Here is a 15,109-nt window from a genome sequence, read left to right as displayed (position 1 = left end):
CGGCTCAGACCACCGCGCCGCGCCCCGGGTCGTCGTCCTCCTCGTCGTCCGTCCGCATCCGCGTCACCAGCGTCACGAAGCCGCCGAGGAAGCCGCCGATGCCGAGGGTCGCCAGCCACCAGGTCATGTCCCAGCCGAGCAGCACCGCCAGCAGGAGCAGGACCGGGCCGCCGACCACGCCGAGCCAGGCGAACCTGGCGGTCGTGTCGGAGGTCGGCAGCGGGGGCGGCTCCGGCGGCACGAAGTGGCCCTCGTCGTCCTCGCCGAAGTCGTCGTCGGACGGCTCGGGCGCCGTGTAGTCCCGCGGGCCGACGCCCGGCGCGAAGGAGACCGAACCGCCCAGCGGCCGGGCGGGCTGCCGGTCCGCGGACTCCTCCGGTTCGTCGCGCGGCTCGTCCTCCTGGTCCTTCACGGCCTTCTTCTCCAGCAGCGCGAGGTCCTCGACCGGCTTGAAGGGCCGGGCGCCCGGCGGGTCCGGCGGTTCCTCGCCGTACCCGGCGACGATGGCGCGCCAGACGGCGTCCTCGTCGAACGGCACCTCCTGCCGGTCCGGCTCGCGGGTCTCGTGACCGCCCTGGTCCTCGTGGCCCTCACGGCCGTCGCGGTCCTCACGGTCGGAGTAGTGCTCAGCCAACTGCGGCCGTCCCTTCCTTGCCGACACCGGGTGCGAGCCGGCCGATGAAGGCGAGGCTCTCCTCGAAGATCCGGTCCGCGTCGTTGTCCAACGTCGCGACGTGGTGACTGTGTTCCAGCACGATCTCCGTGACGTCCGTGGCCGACACCCGGCTCAGCACCCGCGCCGAGTCGGCCGCCGGGACGACGTGGTCCCGGGCGCTGCGCAGGAGCAGCAACGGCTGGGTGACCTGGGGCAGCTCGCCGTCCAGCCGGCGCAGGAACATCCGCAGCGAGTGCGCCGCGTGCAGCGGCACCCGGTCGTAGCCCAGCTCGGCCGCGCCCTCCTTGGCGATGTCGCTGGCGATGCCCCGCGTCGTGCGCACCAGGTGCCGGGCCACCGGAAGGGCGTACGCCGACAGGCCGTGCACCTTGTTGGCCGGGTTGACGACCACCGTGCCCGCGACCCGCCCGCCGTGCCGGGCCGCGAGCCTGAGGGCCAGCGCCCCGCCCATCGACAGGCCCGCGACGAACACCCGGGAGCAGCGCTCGGCGAGCAGCCGCAGTTCGCGGTCCACCTGCGCGTACCAGTCCTGCCAGGTCGTGAGCTGCATGTCCTCCCAGCGGGTGCCGTGGCCGGGCAGCAGGGGCAGGGAGACGGTCAGGCCGTGGGCCGCGTGGTGCTCCGCCCAGGGGCGCAGCGACTGGGGCGAGCCGGTGAAGCCGTGGCAGAGGAGAACCCCCACCTCACCGCCCTCGTGGCGGTACGGCTCGGCTCCGGGGAGAACTGGCATGTGCTTCACCGTACGCGACCGCACCGACACCGACCAGGGTCGTCGGGCTCATTGACGGTCCCGCGGGTTAAGGTCTCCTCGGAGAGACCAGGAGGCATACGGGTGTTGTACGGCGCGATGAAGGTCGCCATCGGAGGGCCGCTGAAGGTCGCCTTCAGGCCATGGGTGGAGGGCCTGGAGAACATTCCGGCCACGGGCCCGGCCATCCTGGCCAGTAATCACCTGTCCTTCTCGGACTCGTTCTTCCTGCCGGTGATGCTGGACCGCAAGGTCACCTTCATCGCCAAGGCGGAGTACTTCACCACGCCGGGTGTGAAGGGCCGGCTCACCGCCGCCTTCTTCAAGGGCGTCGGCCAGCTCCCGGTGGACCGTTCCGGGGCGCGCGGCGCCGGTGAGGCGGCGATCAAGAGCGGCATAGAGGTGCTGGAGCGGGGCGAGCTGTTCGGCATCTACCCGGAGGGCACCCGCTCGCCCGACGGACGGCTGTACCGGGGCAAGCCGGGCGGCCTCGCGCGCGTGGCCCTCGCCACCGGCGCGCCGGTCATCCCCGTGGCCATGATCGACACGGAGAAGATCCAGCCGCCCGGGCAGGTCGTGCCGAAGCTGATGCGGCCGGGCATCCGCATAGGCAAGCCCCTGGACTTCAGCCGGTACCAGGGCATGGAGCACGACCGGTTCGTGCTGCGCGCGCTGACCGACGAGGTCATGTACGAGATCATGAAGCTCTCCGGCCAGGAGTACGTCGACGTCTACGCGACCGCCGCCAAGCGGCAGATCGCGGAGGCGGCGAAGGCCGCCAAGGAAGCGGAGAAGGCGGCGAAGGCCGCCAAGGAGGCGGAGCAGGCCGGCGAGGAGCGGGCCGGGTCCTAGGCAGGGCACGAGGGGGACCGGGGGGAACCGGGGGACATGCCCAAGCGCGAACGCGTCATGCGCATGTCGGTCGAGCTGCCGCTGTGGCGCGCGCTCGCCGGCTACCGCGTCCTGACCATGCTGTACGCGATCGGCCTGTGCGCCACCGCGTACGACCACTTCGTGCGGCCCTGGGTCGCCGTCGCCTACTACGCCGTGCTGGCCGTGTGGACCCTCGCCACCCTGCCCAAGGTGGCGAGCGCGGCGAGCTGCACCCGGCGCTTCCTGGCCGCCGACCTGACCGTCGCCCTCGTCGGCATCCTGCTCACCCCGGTCGCCGACAACCACGAGCGGATCGCGGGCGGCGGCCCCACCCTGCCGTCGATATGGACGGCCGGCGCGGTGCTGGCCTTCGCAGTCAAGGGCGGCTGGCGCTGGGCGGCCGTCGCCTCCACGGCCGTGGCCGCCGTCAACCTGGTCGAGCGCGGCCGGCCGGCCCGGGACACCGTGCACAACGTGATCCTCGTCTGGGTGGCCTCCATCGCCATCGGCTACGTGGTGGAGGTGGCCCGCGCCTCCGAGCGCACCCTCGCCCGCGCGCTGGAGATCGAGGCCGCCACCCGCGAGCGGGAGCGGCTGGCCCGCGACATCCACGACAGCGTGCTCCAGGTGCTGGCGATGGTGAAGCGCCGGGGCGCGGCCCTCGGCGGCGAGGCGGCGGAACTGGGCCGGCTGGCCGGGGAGCAGGAGGTGGCCCTGCGCACGCTGGTGTCGGGCGGCCTGGTCCCGGTGTCCCGGGTCTCGGAGGACCTGGCGGCCGGAGCCGTGGTCCGCGCGGTGGAGGAGCCCGACGAGGACGCCCCGGCCGGCCCGGTCGACCTGCGCTCCCTGCTCGCCCGGTACGCGTGCGCCCGGGTCAGCCTCGCCGAGCCCGGTGCCCCGGTGCTGCTGCCGTCGGCCGCGGCCCGCGAGGTGGCCGCCGCGGTCGGGGCCGCCCTGGACAACGTGCGCCTGCACGCGGGGGCGGACGCCCGGGCCTGGATCCTGGTGGAGGACGAGCCGGACGAGATCGTCGTCACCGTCCGGGACGACGGCCCCGGCATCCCCGAGGGCCGGCTGGCGCAGGCCGAGGGCGAGGGCCGGCTCGGGGTGGCGCAGTCCATCCGGGGCCGGCTGCGCGACCTCGGCGGCAGCGCCGAGATCGTCTCCGTGCCCGGGCAGGGCACGGAAGTGGAACTGAAGGTACCGAAGGGCGCCGTCCGGGCGCGGGGGAAGAAGGCGGAACAGCGATGACACAGCAGGACCCGATCAAGGTCATGGTGGTGGACGACCACCCGATGTGGCGTGACGCGGTCGCCCGTGACCTGGCCGAGTCCGGCTTCGAGGTGGTCGCCACCGCCGGCGACGGCGAGCAGGCGGTCCGCCGCGCCAAGGCCGCCGCCCCGGACGTCCTCGTGCTGGACCTCAACCTGCCCGCCAAGCCCGGCGTCCAGGTGTGCAAGGAACTCGTCGGCCTCAACCCGGCGTTGCGCGTCCTGGTCCTGTCGGCGAGCGGCGAGCACGCCGACGTGCTGGAGGCCGTGAAGTCCGGCGCGACCGGCTACCTGCTGAAGTCGGCGTCCACCGGGGAGCTGCTGGACGCGGTGCGCCGTACCGCCGTCGGCGACCCGGTGTTCACGCCGGGCCTCGCCGGGCTGGTCCTCGGCGAGTACCGGCGGCTGGCCGCCGAGCCCGCGCCCGCGCCGGACGCCGACGAGCCGGGCGCGCCCCGGCTGACGGACCGGGAGACGGAGGTGCTGCGGCTGGTGGCGAAGGGTCTGAGCTACAAGCAGATCGCCGAACGCCTCGTCATCTCCCACCGCACGGTGCAGAACCACGTGCAGAACACCCTCGGCAAGCTCCAGCTGCACAACCGGGTGGAGCTGGTGCGGTACGCGATCGAGCGCGGCCTCGACGAGGAGTAGGACCGGCGCGGCCCGCTTCCGGCCGTGCACCGGAATCACCCTTCCCGCCCCTCCCGGTGTGACCTGAATCACCATTAGCGTGACCGGGTGTCAGGGAACCGCTGCGAAGGGACATTTCCATGCGGGTCGGAGTACTGACCGGAGGCGGCGACTGCCCCGGGCTCAACGCCGTCATCCGGGGCATCGTCCGCAAGGGCGTGCAGGAGTACGGCTACGACTTCGTCGGCTTCCGGGACGGCTGGCGGGGTCCCCTCGAAGGCGACACCGTCCGTCTCGACATCCCCGCGGTGCGCGGCATCCTGCCCCGCGGCGGCACCATCCTCGGCTCCTCGCGGACCAACCCCCTCAAGGCGGACGACGGCATCCGCCGGATCAAGGCCAACCTCGCCAAGCTGGACGTCCAGGCGCTCGTCGTGATCGGCGGCGAGGACACCCTGGGCGTCGCCGCGCGGCTGTCCGGCGAGTACGGGGTGCCCTGCGTCGGGGTGCCCAAGACGATAGACAACGACCTGGCGGCCACCGACTACACCTTCGGCTTCGACACCGCCGTCAACATCGCCACCGAGGCCATCGACCGGCTGCACACCACCGCCGAGTCCCACATGCGGGTCCTGGTGGTGGAGGTGATGGGCCGGCACGCCGGCTGGATCGCGCTGCACTCCGGTCTGGCCGGCGGCGCCAACGTCATCCTCATCCCCGAGCAGCGCTTCGACATCGAACAGGTCTGCGACTGGGTGACCTCCCGGTTCCGGGCGTCGTACGCGCCGATCGTGGTCGTCGCCGAGGGCGCCGTGCCGAAGGACGGCGACATGGTGCTCAAGGACCGGTCGCTGGACTCCTTCGGGCACGTCCGGCTGTCCGGGGTGGGCGAGTGGCTGGCCAAGGAGATCGAGAAGCGCACCGGGAAGGAGGCCCGCACCACGGTCCTCGGGCACGTCCAGCGCGGCGGCACGCCGAGCGCCTTCGACCGCTGGCTCGCCACCCGCTTCGGTCTGCACGCCATCGACTGCGTCCACGACGGCGACTTCGGCACGATGGTCGCCCTGCGCGCCACCGACGTCGTCCGCGTCCCCCTGGCCGAGGCGACGGCCCGGCTGAAGACGGTGGACCCGAGGCTGTACCAGGAGATCGGGGTGTTCTTCGGCTGACGGCGGCCTCCCGCGGCTACACGGTCGTACGGCGCAGCCGGCCGATCAGCTCCCGTACGACCGCCGTCCCGTTCAGGGTCAGCACCGACTCGGGGTGGAACTGCACGCCCGCGAAGCCGGGGCCCCGCAGGGCGTGCACCTCGCCGTTGGCCGCGCGGCTCACCTCGACGCCGTGCGCGGCCAGTTCGCGGGCGGCCTCGTCGTCGCAGCGCGCCGTGAAGCTGTTGTAGAAGCCGACCGTCTCCGGCCGTCCGAACAGCTCGATCTCCGTCTGCGCCCCCTGGTACGGCACCTCCTTGCGGACCAGGTCAAGGCCCAGCTCGGCCGCGAGCAGCTCGTGCCCCAGGCAGACGCCCAGCACCCCGTGCCGGTGTTCGCGGATCACGGTGGCCGCGAGCTCCCGCAGGAACCGCATCTTCGGGTCGGCGCCGTCGCGCGGGTCGCCCGGTCCGGGGCCCAGCACCACCGGCCCCTCGTGCGCGCGGACGGCCGCCCGCAGCCCCGGCTCGTCGAAGCGCCGTACCGTCACCTCCAGTCCGCCCGAGCGCAGCACGTGCGCCAGCATCGCCGTGAAGGTGTCCTCGCCGTCGACGACCAGCGCGTGGCCCGCCGGTTCCGGCGCGTGCTCCTGCATCCGCAGCCAGAACGGCGCGAGCCCGGCCCGGCGCCCGTCCAGCGCCGCCCGCACCCGGGGGTCGTCGGCCAGCCGGGGCCGCTCCCGCTCCGCCCGCGGCCGGGACGGCCGTACCCCGAGGGCGGCCAGCACGCCCGCCGCCTTGGCGTGGGTCTCCGCGACCTCGCCGGCCGGGTCGGAGCCGCGCACCAGCGTCGCCCCCACCGGAACGCGCAGCCGGCCGCCGGCGGAGATGTCGGCGGTGCGGATCAGGATGGGGGAGTCGAGGGTCTGCGCGCCCCCGGAGTCCCGCCCGAGCAGGGCCAGCGCCCCGGCGTAGTACCCGCGTCCCACGCCGTCCCGTCCGAGGGGCTCGTACCGCTCGATCACCCGGCAGGCGTTCTGCACCGGCGAGCCGGTCACCGTCGCCGCGAACATGGTCTCCCGCAGCACCTCCCGCACGTCCAGCGAGGACTTCCCGCGCAGCTCGTACTCGGTGTGCGCGAGGTGCGCCATCTCCTTCAGCCGCGGGCCGACGACGACCCCGCCGCGGTCGCCGACGGTGCACATCATCTTGAGCTCCTCGTCGACGACCATCGACAGCTCCTCGACCTCCTTGCCGTCGGCGAGGAAGCCGAGCAGGTGCTCCGGGGTCGGGCCCTCGGGGGGATAGCGGTACGTCCCGCTGATCGGGTTCATCACCACGGTCCCGCCGCTCATCCGGACGTGCACCTCCGGACTGGCCCCCACCAGCGTCCGGTCCCCGGTGTGCACCACGAACGTCCAGTACGCGCCCCGCTCGCCCTCCAGCAGCCGCCGGAACAGCGCGAGCGCGTCGGCGCGGCCGAAGCCGGGGATGGCGCCCTCGTAGGTGCGCCGGATCACGAAGTTCGCGCCCTCGCCCCGGCCGATCTCCTCGCGCAGCACCCGCCCGACGGTCTGCGCGTACTCCTCGTCGCTCACGTCGAAGCCGCCGCCCTCGACCCGCACGTCGTGCGCGGGCAGCCGGCGCAGGGCCTCGTCCAGCGGCAGCGTGTGCGTCTCCTGCGGGGTCAGCACCAGCAGCGGGGTGCCGTCGTCGCGCACGTCGAAGCCGCGCTCGCGGATCTGCCGGAACGGAATCAGGGCGAGACCCTCGTCGGGCAGGTCGGCGAGCCGGTCCCGGCCGCTCACCGGGCCGAGCAGCACCTCCACCAGGTCCTCGTCGCGGCCCGGGGTGCGGCGGCGGAGCAGGGCGAAGGGGCGGGGATCGGACAGCAGGTCCATGAGGTCCACGGGTCGGGTTCCTTCTCGATCGTCTGACGGAGAGGAACGACCCCGGACACACCGAAGGCCGCCCCTCGGGCGGCCTTCGCGAAGTCGTGCGTACGCGCAGTCAGTGGGCCGCCGGATGAGCGGTCCACCACCAGGTCTGGGTCGAAAGCGCGAACATGCGACGCACCCTACCGCATGTCCGCACTGTGTACGCGGTGTCTCATCAGCTGAGCACCGGCGGGGACGGCGCGACGGCACCCCGTAATGTTGGGGTCGTGACCGTGAACGCTAAGACCAGCCCGAGCGCTGGCAACACCTGGCGAGACCTGCCCGCGGCGCAGCAGCCCGAGTACCCCGACCCCGAGGCTCTGCGCGCAGTGATCGCGGAGCTCGAGTCGTATCCGCCGCTCGTCTTCGCGGGCGAGTGCGACCAGCTGCGCGCCCGGATGGCGGCCGTCGCCAAGGGAGAGGCGTTCCTCCTCCAGGGCGGCGACTGCGCCGAGGCCTTCGACGCGGTGTCCGCCGACCACATCCGCAACAAGCTCAAGACGCTGCTCCAGATGGGTGCCGTCCTCACCTACGCGGCCTCCGTGCCGGTGGTCAAGGTCGGCCGGATCGCGGGCCAGTACTCCAAGCCCCGCTCCAAGCCGACCGAGACCCGCGACGGCGTGACGCTCCCGGTGTACCGGGGTGACTCCGTCAACGGCTTCGACTTCACCGAGGCCAGCCGCATCCCGGACCCGGAGCGGCTGAAGCGCATGTACCACGCGTCGGCCTCGACGCTGAACCTGGTGCGCGCCTTCACCACCGGCGGCTACGCCGACCTGCGCCAGGTGCACGCCTGGAACCAGGACTTCGTGCGGACCTCGCCGTCGGGCCAGCGCTACGAGCAGCTCGCGCGCGAGATCGACAGCGCCCTGAACTTCATGCGGGCCTGCGGCACCGACCCGGAGGAGTTCAAGACCGTCGAGTTCTACTCCTCGCACGAGGCGCTGCTGCTGGACTACGAGTCCGCCCTGACCCGGGTCGACTCCCGCACGGGCAAGCTGTACGACGTCTCGGCGCACATGGTGTGGATCGGCGAGCGCACCCGCCAGCTGGACCACGCGCACATCGAGTTCGCCTCGCGCATCCGCAACCCGATCGGCATCAAGCTCGGCCCGGCCACCACGGCCGAGGAGGCGCTGCGGTACATCGACCGCCTCGACCCCGAGCGGGAGCCGGGACGGCTGACCTTCATCGTCCGCATGGGCGCCGGCCAGATCCGCGACAAGCTCCCCGAGCTGGTCGAGAAGGTCACGGCGTCCGGCGCGACGGTGGCCTGGGTGACCGACCCGATGCACGGCAACACCTTCGAGGCGGCCTCCGGGCACAAGACCCGCCGCTTCGACGACGTGCTCGACGAGGTCAAGGGCTTCTTCGAGGTCCACAAGGCGCTCGGCACCCACCCGGGCGGCATCCACGTGGAGCTGACCGGCGACGACGTCACCGAGTGCGTGGGCGGCGGCGACGAGATCTTCGTGGACGACCTGCACCAGCGCTACGAGACGGCCTGCGACCCGCGGCTGAACCGCAGCCAGTCGCTGGACCTGGCGTTCCTGGTGGCCGAGATGTACCGGGACCAGTGACCCGGGACCGGTAGCCACCGCCTGGTGACGCGGAGTCCTGGGGCGCGGATCACATCCGATCCGCGCCCCTGCCACTTTCGCGGCCGCCGGAGAGATGGGTAAGGTTAGGTTTGCCTCACCGATACGGGGATGGCAGGAACAGGGACCCCCGGCGGGAGGTGAATCCGCGTGTACGTCTGCAGTTGCTTCGGTGTCACCGAGGACCAGGTCAAGCAGCACGCGGAGAACGGCGCCTGCACCCCGCGCCAGATAGCCTCCGCCTGCAAGGCGGGCACCGACTGCGGCGGCTGCGTCCGGCGCATCCAGGCACTGCTCGGCCGCGGCGCCTGCCCCCGCCGGGAACTGATCGACCAGCGCGCCCCGGCCCTCGTGCCGCTGGACGACGCCGCGTAACGTCCGCGCCCCCGCGGGCTCAGTGGGTGGAGAAGCCGCCCGTGCCCGGACCGGAGGAGTCGGGCTGGCTCTGCTCGACGACGGTCGACAGGTACAGCGCCTCGCCCAGCTTGTCCACCAGCTCCAGCTGGGTGTCCAGGTAGTCGATGTGGTGCTCCTCGTCGGCCAGGATCGCCTCGAAGACGTTCGCCGACGTGATGTCGTCCTTCTCGCGCATCACCTGGACGCCCCGGCGCAGCCGGTCGATGGCCTCGACCTCGATCTGCCGGTCGGCTTGGAACATCTCGGTCACCGTCTGCCCGACCCGCACGTGGAAGAGCCGCTGGTAGTTGGGCAGGCCGTCGAGGAGCAGGATGCGGTCGGTGAGGACCTCGGCGTGCCGCATCTCGTCGAAGGACTCCGCGCGCGTGTACCGGGCGAGCTTCGTCCACCCCTTGTGGTCCTGGAGCTTGGCATGCAGGAAGTACTGGTTGATCGCGGTCAGCTCGGCGGTCAGCTGTTCGTTGAGCAGTTCGATGACCTCGGGGTCGCCTTGCATCGCTGTGGACTCCTTCCAGGTGGGCCCGGCCGATAGCGCCGCATGATTCCACCGGTGAGGAAGATCGTCCAGTAAGTACGCACTTAGTAAGTACGTCATGAGTCGATGGCGATTGTCCGGTTCCGGAGCGGGTGGTCAAGGGCACTGCCCGAGGTCTGTCAGGATGGATACATGGGTCATCCGGTGGAGCGAGGGTCTGGGGCGGCGGCGGGGTCCGAGCTTCCGCCGGGTCAGCGGCTCCAGCGGGGCTGGCCGGTCACGCACTACGGGCCGGTCCCGAAGTTCCGGCCCGAGCGCTGGGAGTTCCGGGTCTTCGGCGCCACCGCCGACGGTGACAAGCGCACCTGGGACCACGAGGAGTTCACGGCCCTGCCCTACACCACGGTGGTGGCCGATCTGCACTGCGTGACGAAGTTCAGCATGGTCGGCGCGGAGTGGGGCGGCATCCCGGCCCGCGTGATCGTGGACCTGGCGCCGCCCGCGCCGGACGTCACCCATGTGATGGTCTGGGCGGAGTACGGCTTCAGCTCGAACCTGCGCCTCACGGACTTCGTCTCCGACCGCACGGTCTTCGCCACGCACAAGGACGGTGAGCTGCTCACCGCCGAGCACGGCTTCCCGGTCCGGCTGATCGTGCCCCACCTGTACGCCTGGAAGGGGCCCAAGTGGGTCCGGGGTGTGGAGTACATGACCGCCGACCGCCGCGGCTTCTGGGAGGAGCGCGGCTACCACAACATCGGCGACCCCTGGAAGGAGCAGCGCTACTCCTACCAGGAGGAGCCCGGGGACGGCCCCGAGCTCTGATCCCCGGCCCGCTCAGTGGTGGTACCCGTGCACCACCGCGTGCCCCTTGCCCCGGCCGATCATCCACTTGTTGACCGGGGTGGTCACCACGAACGCGAGCGCGAACGAGACCGCGAGCGAGATCCAGAACAGCGCGTCGCCCAGCGTGGCGTCCATCGCCGACGGCCAGACCAGGATCACGCCGTTGTCCATCAGCTCCATCACGGCGATGGACAGGGTGTCGGCGGCCAGCGCCACCCGGAAGGCCGTGCGGAAGCCGACGCCGGCCCGCCGGACCCCGCGCAGGGTGAGCGAGTAGCCGAAGACGAAGGCCAGGACGACCGCCAGCACCATGGTCGGCAGGTTGCCCCAGCCGAAGGCCGTGCCGGCGACCATGCCGAGCACCTCGCCGATGGCGCAGCCGGTGAGGCAGTGCAGGGTGGCCTGGACGGCCGTCGCCCAGGTGGCGGCGGGTGCGGGGTGCCGGCCCCGGTGGGCTTCGTGCCCTTGGTGGTGTTCCCGGTGGCCCGCGCCGGCGGCCTCGTGGTGGTGTGCGTGTGCCGTGTGCGCCTCGTGCTCCATGACGACCCCCATGTCAGGTGACGGCTCCTGCGCCGACAGGAACCATATACCCCACGGGGGTATTCCCGACGGTCAGTCCTCGCGGAGTGCCTTCAGCCGCGCCACGTCCGCGGCGTGCCCCTCCTTGCCGCCGGGCGTCTCGATGACCAGCGGCACACCCTCGGTCGCGGGGTGGGTCATCAGCGCCCGGAACGGGTCCTCCCCGATATGGCCGGCGCCGATGTTCTCGTGCCGGTCCTTGTGGGCGCCCGCCACATCCTTGGAGTCGTTGGCGTGGATCAGCTTCAGCCGGCCCGGGCCGACGGTGTCCACGAGCAGGTCCAGCGTCCGGTGCATGCCGTCCGGCCCCGTCAGGTCGTGCCCGGCGGCGAAGACGTGGCACGTGTCCAGGCACACGCCCAGCTTCGGATGCGCGTCCAGCGCCTCGAAGTACGGCCCGAAGTCCCAGGTCCGCGAGCACAGCGAGGCGCCCTGCCCGGCGGTCGACTCCAGCAGCAGGAACGGGTCGTCGTCGTGGGTCAGCTCGTCCAGCAGCGGCAGCAGGTGCGCGCGCACCTGCTTCAGCGCGACCTCCCGCGTCCGGCCGCCGGTGGCGCTCCCGGTGTGCACCACGACACCCAGCGCGCCGATCTCCCGCCCGCGCCGCAGCGAGTGCCGCAGCGACTCCACCGACCGCTCCGCGGTCGCCTCGGTGTGCGAGCCGAAGTTGATCAGGTACGGCGCGTGCACGTACGCCGGGATCGACTCCTCGGCGCAGGCCGCGCGGAACGCCTCGTCCTGCCGCGGGTTCCCGGTGGGCGTGGCCCAGCCGCGCGGATTGGCGACGAAGACCTGCACGGTCTCGGCCTTCAGGTCACGGGCGTACGACAGCCCGACGGAGTGCAGGCCGCCGGCCACGGGCACATGGCCGCCGACGGGGTTGCGGAGGGGGGACTGAACGGGACTCACCTGTTCAGGGTGTCATGTCCGCCCCAGTGCCCGGACCGCGCTCCCCGGTGAGGCCGGTCACCGGTGCCTCCCGATCACGGGCCATCCGAGTGCCCGTGATCGCCCGTCACCGGATGGTGATCGTTATCGTCGACCCCTCGGGCGCCTCGTCGCCGCCGTCCACCGACTGCTTCTTCACGGTGTCCCCGAACAGCCCCAGCAGCCCGCGGTCCTCCTTGACCTCGAAGCCGGCGTCCTCCAGGGCCTGGTGGGCGTCGTCCACGCTGTCGCCGACCACGTCCGGGACCTCGATCATCTCCGGGCCCTTGGACAGCGTCAGCGTCACCGTGTCGCCCTCGGCCGCCTGGTGACCGTCCTCCGGGCTCTGCGCGGCGACCTCGCCCGCGTCGTACTCGGAGCTGACCCGCTTGCCGGCCACCTCGACCTTCAGCCCGGCGTCCGTCAGCTCCTGCTTCGCGCTCTCCAGGTCGTCGCCGGTGACGTCCGGCACGTCGATCGGGCTGCCCTTGCTGACGATCAGCGCGATGGCCGAACCCGCGTGCCGCTCGGTGCCCGCCTCGGGTGCCGTACCGATCACCGAGCCCCTGGGGACGTCGTCGCTGAACTTCCGGGTGACCATGCCCGGCTCCAGGTCCTTCGCCTTCAGCCGCGCCCGCGCCCCGGCGAGCGACTGGCCCGCCACGTCCGGGACGTCCACCGTCTTCGGTCCCAGCGACACGGTCAGCGCCACGGAGTCGTGGTCCCGGATCCGCGCGCCGGGCGCCGGGTCGGTGCCGATCACCGTGCCGCGCTCGACCGTGTCGCTGTAGGCGCGCTCGACCTTCCCGACGTCCAGCCCGGCCGTCTTCAGCCGCTCCCTGGCCTGCGCCTCCGTCTTCGCCAGCAGCGGCGGCACCTTGGTGAACTGGCCGGAGTTGATGTACCAGACGCCGGCGCCGACGCCGAACACCACCAGCACGGCCGCGATCACCGCCAGCACCGCGCGCGGGCGCCGCACCGGGCGCCGGCGGGGGGGCAAGGGCGGGCTCTGGAACCGGGCGGTGCGGTCGACGCCGTCCCCGGCGCCGCCCCCGAACGCGTCCTCGTCCGCCGCCGGCGGCCGGGACGGGGGGTCCCCCGCGCGGGCGAAGCCGGGCACGGGGGAGGTCAGCGCGCGCGGGATGACGCTCGTGCGGTCCTCGGCGTTGTCGTGCGCCGCGGTCAGGGCCCGCGGCGGCAGCGCGTCCAGCTGCTCGTCGGTCAGCGACAGGTGGGCCGCGCGCACCTGGGCGAGCAGGGCCACGGCGTCGTGCGGGCGTATGTCCGGGGTGCGTGCGGTGGCCGACGCGACCAGCTCGTCCAGCTGGTACGGCAGGCCGGGCACGAGCGCCGAGGGCGGCGGCACGTCCTCGTGGAGGTGCTTGTAGAGCACCTGGGCCGGGGAGTCCCCGGAGTGCGGCTTGGCGCCCGTCAGCATCTCGTACAGGACCACACCGCACGCGTACACGTCGGCGCGCGGATCGGTGGTGCCCTGCTCGATCTGCTCCGGCGCGAGGTAGGAGACGGTCCCGAGCACGGCGCCCGTCGTGCTGGTCACCGTGTCCACGGAGCGCACCAGCCCGAAGTCGGCGACCTTGACCCGGCCGTCGTCGCCTATCAGCACGTTCTCGGGCTTCATGTCGCGGTGCACGAACCCGGCCCGGTGCGCGGCGCCGAGCGCGGCGAGCACCGGCTCCAGGACGTCCAGCGCGGCCCGCGGCTGCACCGCGCCCCGCTCGCGCAGCACGTCCCGCAGGGTGCAGCCGGCTATGTACTCCATCGCCAGGTAGACGTACGACCCGTCGGTCCCCTGGTCGAAGACCTGCACCACGTTGGGGTGGTCGAGCCGGGCGACGGACTTGGCCTCCCGGATGAACCGCTCGACGAACACGCCGTCGGCCGCGAGCGTCGGGTGCATCACCTTCAGCGCGAGCACACGGTCCAGGCGGGTGTCCAGGGCCCGGTAGACCGTGGCCATCCCGCCGGCCGCGATCCGCGCGTCGACGCGGTACCGGCCGTCGAGCACCTGCCCGACGAGGGGGTCCTGAAGGGTCGTATCCACGAGAGGCGAGTCTACGAGGGGCACCGACGGTTCCCCCGCCGAGACCGCTTTCCCACCAGCACTGCAGCCGACCTGTGACGCACCCACGACCTCGCGGCCGCCGGCCGGACGGCGCCGCGGCACCGGTCAGAACGCGGGACGCTCGGGGTCCAGCACGGCCAGGCCCTCCGCGGGAGACGACGCCTCGGCGAGGTACCTGCGGGGAATCCGCCCGGCCCGCCGGGCCAGCCGGCCCCCCTCCACCGCGAGCCTCATGGCGCGGGCCATCAGCTCCGGCTCCTGGGCCCGCGTCACCGCTGAGGCGAGCATCACACCCGCGCACCCCAGCTCCATCGCCGACGCCGCGTCCGACGCCGTGCCGGCCCCCGCGTCCAGGATCACCGGCACGCGCGCGTGCTCCACGATCAGCTGGAAGTTGTGGGGATTGCGGATCCCGAGCCCGGACCCGATCGGCGACCCCAGCGGCATGACCGCGGCGCACCCCACGTCCTCCAGCTTGCGCGCGAGCACCGGATCGTCGTTCGTGTACGGCAGCACCGTGAACCCGTCGTCCACCAGCGTCTCCGCCGCCTCCAGCAGCTCCACCGGATCGGGCAGCAGCGTCCGCTCGTCGGCGATGACCTCCAGCTTCACCAGATCCGTGCCCAGCGCCTCCCGGGCCAGCCGGGCGGTCAGCACGGCCTCGCCCGCGGTGAAGCAGCCGGCCGTGTTCGGCAGCACCCGGATGCCGAGCTTCTCCAGCACCGACAGCACCGAGCCGTGCACGGAGGGGTCCACCCGGCGCATCGCGACCGTGGTCAGTTCCGTGCCGGAGGCGACCAGCGCCCGCTCCAGCACGTCTAGGCTGGGCGCCCCGCCCGTGCCCATGATCAGCCGGGAGGAGAAGGACAGGTCACCGAGGACCAGGGGATCACCGGTCATGG

The 15,109-nt window shown here is 72.6% G+C and carries 16 protein-coding genes; 7 read left to right on the top strand and 9 right to left on the bottom strand.

From position 1 onward, the window contains the following. Nucleotides 1-4: 4 nt before the first annotated feature. Entirely contained in the window at nt 5-634 is a 630-nt protein-coding gene (locus tag ACZ5DC_RS23130; RefSeq protein WP_468655480.1) for a hypothetical protein, read from the bottom strand. Beyond that, nucleotides 627-1,406 carry an alpha/beta hydrolase gene (locus ACZ5DC_RS23125; protein ID WP_468655478.1) on the bottom strand — a complete coding sequence of 260 codons (780 nt, stop codon included), beginning with the start codon at nt 1,404-1,406 and terminating at the stop codon, nt 627-629. Before ACZ5DC_RS23125 ends, ACZ5DC_RS23130 begins: the two co-directional genes overlap by 8 nt. A 117-nt stretch (nt 1,407-1,523) precedes the next feature. Here ACZ5DC_RS23125 and ACZ5DC_RS23120 point away from each other — a divergent pair, with 117 nt between their 5' ends. The 4 genes from ACZ5DC_RS23120 to ACZ5DC_RS23105 all read left to right on the top strand — a co-directional run bounded on the left by ACZ5DC_RS23120 (nt 1,524) and on the right by ACZ5DC_RS23105 (nt 5,367). After that, nucleotides 1,524-2,276, top strand: coding sequence for a lysophospholipid acyltransferase family protein (locus ACZ5DC_RS23120; protein ID WP_468655537.1), 753 nt, complete (start codon nt 1,524-1,526; stop codon nt 2,274-2,276). Nucleotides 2,277-2,312: 36 nt separating this feature from the next. Next, nucleotides 2,313-3,548 carry a MacS family sensor histidine kinase gene (macS, locus tag ACZ5DC_RS23115; RefSeq protein ID WP_468655476.1) on the top strand — a complete coding sequence of 412 codons (1,236 nt, stop codon included), beginning with the start codon at nt 2,313-2,315 and terminating at the stop codon, nt 3,546-3,548. After that, a complete protein-coding gene (locus tag ACZ5DC_RS23110; RefSeq protein WP_468655474.1) occupies nt 3,545-4,219 on the top strand; it encodes a response regulator in 675 nt (224 codons plus the stop codon). The genes macS and ACZ5DC_RS23110 overlap by 4 nt, the downstream gene beginning before the upstream one ends. A gap of 119 nt (nt 4,220-4,338) precedes the next feature. Continuing rightward, entirely contained in the window at nt 4,339-5,367 is a 1,029-nt protein-coding gene (locus tag ACZ5DC_RS23105) for a 6-phosphofructokinase (RefSeq protein ID WP_468655472.1), read from the top strand. A gap of 16 nt (nt 5,368-5,383) precedes the next feature. Here ACZ5DC_RS23105 and ACZ5DC_RS23100 read toward each other — a convergent pair whose 3' ends face one another. Together ACZ5DC_RS23100 and ACZ5DC_RS23095 are read right to left on the bottom strand one after the other, a co-directional pair. Next, nucleotides 5,384-7,255: an anthranilate synthase family protein gene (locus ACZ5DC_RS23100; RefSeq protein ID WP_468655470.1), complete on the bottom strand. Its 1,872-nt coding sequence runs from the start codon at nt 7,253-7,255 to the stop codon at nt 5,384-5,386. A 100-nt stretch (nt 7,256-7,355) separates the two neighbouring features. Then, nucleotides 7,356-7,412 carry a trp operon leader peptide gene (locus ACZ5DC_RS23095; RefSeq protein ID WP_366751506.1) on the bottom strand — a complete coding sequence of 19 codons (57 nt, stop codon included), beginning with the start codon at nt 7,410-7,412 and terminating at the stop codon, nt 7,356-7,358. A 97-nt stretch (nt 7,413-7,509) separates the two neighbouring features. Between ACZ5DC_RS23095 and ACZ5DC_RS23090 the strand changes: the two genes are divergently transcribed. Then, nucleotides 7,510-8,862, top strand: coding sequence for a class II 3-deoxy-7-phosphoheptulonate synthase (locus ACZ5DC_RS23090; protein ID WP_468655468.1), 1,353 nt, complete (start codon nt 7,510-7,512; stop codon nt 8,860-8,862). 168 nt (nt 8,863-9,030) lie between these two features. Next, on the top strand, nt 9,031-9,255 hold the full coding sequence (locus ACZ5DC_RS23085) for a (2Fe-2S)-binding protein (RefSeq protein ID WP_030641969.1): 225 nt from the start codon (nt 9,031-9,033) through the stop codon (nt 9,253-9,255). 19 nt (nt 9,256-9,274) lie between these two features. Here the strand turns inward: ACZ5DC_RS23085 and bfr are convergent, their stop codons facing one another. Continuing rightward, nucleotides 9,275-9,793 carry a bacterioferritin gene (bfr, locus tag ACZ5DC_RS23080; protein WP_468655466.1) on the bottom strand — a complete coding sequence of 173 codons (519 nt, stop codon included), beginning with the start codon at nt 9,791-9,793 and terminating at the stop codon, nt 9,275-9,277. Nucleotides 9,794-9,964: 171 nt separating this feature from the next. Here bfr and ACZ5DC_RS23075 point away from each other — a divergent pair, with 171 nt between their 5' ends. After that, on the top strand, nt 9,965-10,597 hold the full coding sequence (locus ACZ5DC_RS23075; protein ID WP_468655465.1) for a sulfite oxidase-like oxidoreductase: 633 nt from the start codon (nt 9,965-9,967) through the stop codon (nt 10,595-10,597). Between the two features lie 12 nt (nt 10,598-10,609). On the opposite strand, the gene ACZ5DC_RS23070 is transcribed toward ACZ5DC_RS23075, so the two are convergent. From ACZ5DC_RS23070 to ACZ5DC_RS23055, 4 genes are all read right to left on the bottom strand, one after another. After that, on the bottom strand, nt 10,610-11,158 hold the full coding sequence (locus tag ACZ5DC_RS23070) for a DUF4396 domain-containing protein (RefSeq protein WP_468655535.1): 549 nt from the start codon (nt 11,156-11,158) through the stop codon (nt 10,610-10,612). Between the two features lie 72 nt (nt 11,159-11,230). Then, nucleotides 11,231-12,106 carry a deoxyribonuclease IV gene (locus ACZ5DC_RS23065; RefSeq protein ID WP_468655463.1) on the bottom strand — a complete coding sequence of 292 codons (876 nt, stop codon included), beginning with the start codon at nt 12,104-12,106 and terminating at the stop codon, nt 11,231-11,233. A 106-nt stretch (nt 12,107-12,212) separates the two neighbouring features. Next, a complete protein-coding gene (pknB, locus tag ACZ5DC_RS23060) occupies nt 12,213-14,186 on the bottom strand; it encodes a Stk1 family PASTA domain-containing Ser/Thr kinase (protein ID WP_468655461.1) in 1,974 nt (657 codons plus the stop codon). 126 nt (nt 14,187-14,312) lie between these two features. Further along, nucleotides 14,313-15,107, bottom strand: a complete 795-nt coding sequence (locus ACZ5DC_RS23055) for a thiazole synthase (RefSeq protein WP_468655459.1) — start codon at nt 15,105-15,107, stop codon at nt 14,313-14,315. Nucleotides 15,108-15,109 lie beyond the last annotated feature (2 nt).

This window comes from Streptomyces sp. NPDC031445 (assembly GCF_055581365.1).
This window is presented reverse-complemented; position numbering and strand designations above follow the sequence as displayed.

Bases quoted from the DNA above. Each gene is read 5' to 3' on its own strand.
- ACZ5DC_RS23125 (WP_468655478.1), bottom strand. From the start codon at position 1,406: ATGCCAGTTCTCCCCGGAGCCGAGCCGTACCGCCACGAGGGCGGTGAG.
- ACZ5DC_RS23120 (WP_468655537.1), top strand. From the start codon at position 1,524: ATGAAGGTCGCCATCGGAGGGCCGCTGAAGGTCGCCTTCAGGCCATGG.
- macS (WP_468655476.1), top strand. From the start codon at position 2,313: ATGCCCAAGCGCGAACGCGTCATGCGCATGTCGGTCGAGCTGCCGCTG.
- ACZ5DC_RS23110 (WP_468655474.1), top strand. From the start codon at position 3,545: ATGACACAGCAGGACCCGATCAAGGTCATGGTGGTGGACGACCACCCG.
- ACZ5DC_RS23105 (WP_468655472.1), top strand. From the start codon at position 4,339: ATGCGGGTCGGAGTACTGACCGGAGGCGGCGACTGCCCCGGGCTCAAC.
- bfr (WP_468655466.1), bottom strand. From the start codon at position 9,793: ATGCAAGGCGACCCCGAGGTCATCGAACTGCTCAACGAACAGCTGACC.
- ACZ5DC_RS23075 (WP_468655465.1), top strand. From the start codon at position 9,965: ATGGGTCATCCGGTGGAGCGAGGGTCTGGGGCGGCGGCGGGGTCCGAG.
- ACZ5DC_RS23070 (WP_468655535.1), bottom strand. From the start codon at position 11,158: ATGGAGCACGAGGCGCACACGGCACACGCACACCACCACGAGGCCGCC.
- ACZ5DC_RS23055 (WP_468655459.1), bottom strand. From the start codon at position 15,107: ATGACCGGTGATCCCCTGGTCCTCGGTGACCTGTCCTTCTCCTCCCGG.